The organism is Enterorhabdus sp. P55 (assembly GCF_009911695.1).
Lineage (GTDB): Bacteria > Actinomycetota > Coriobacteriia > Coriobacteriales > Eggerthellaceae > Enterorhabdus.
On sequence record NZ_QWKK01000331.1, the window covers coordinates 1 to 503 of the forward strand.

Consider the following 503-nt stretch of genomic DNA (forward strand, 5'->3'; position numbering starts at 1 on the left):
CCCATATCCGTCACCTTCGATGTATTCCATTTACTCAAATCACCAACTGTTGTTAGTTTTGATTTATAGAACATCAAACTCATGTCCGTCACATTAGATACATCCCATTTACCCAAATCACCAACGGTTGTCAATGTAGCTTTCGGTAATTTTGCATTTTCTGTCTGCATGTCATGAAAAATGATCGGTTTTGATGCGTCAATCGCATAACTTCCACCACCAATCAGTAATGCTCCGATAACGACAATGTGGGTTATGCATTAGCTTATATTGGCCCTGGCCCCGCATCCCAACGATACCATGATGGTGGCGTTAGCTGTGAACCTTCGAACATATACATCATATCATTCACATTCGATATATTCCAATGACTCAAATCACCAACGGATGTTAGCTTTGAATCAGTGAACATATAACCCATATTCGTCACCTTCGATGTATTCCATTGACTTAAATCACCAACTGAGGTTAGTTTTGAATTTTCGAACATACTATCCATATAC

Annotated in this window: 2 protein-coding genes; both read right to left on the reverse strand. The window is 39.2% G+C overall.

Annotated elements, in window-relative coordinates; genetic code table 11:
• Positions 1-170 (reverse strand): BspA family leucine-rich repeat surface protein (locus tag D1643_RS12300; protein WP_160710698.1); only part of this gene is annotated, 170 nt, incomplete at its 3' end.
• 95 nt (positions 171-265) lie between these two features.
• A partial coding sequence (locus D1643_RS11510; RefSeq protein ID WP_160710699.1) for a BspA family leucine-rich repeat surface protein occupies positions 266-503 on the reverse strand: 238 nt, incomplete at its 5' end.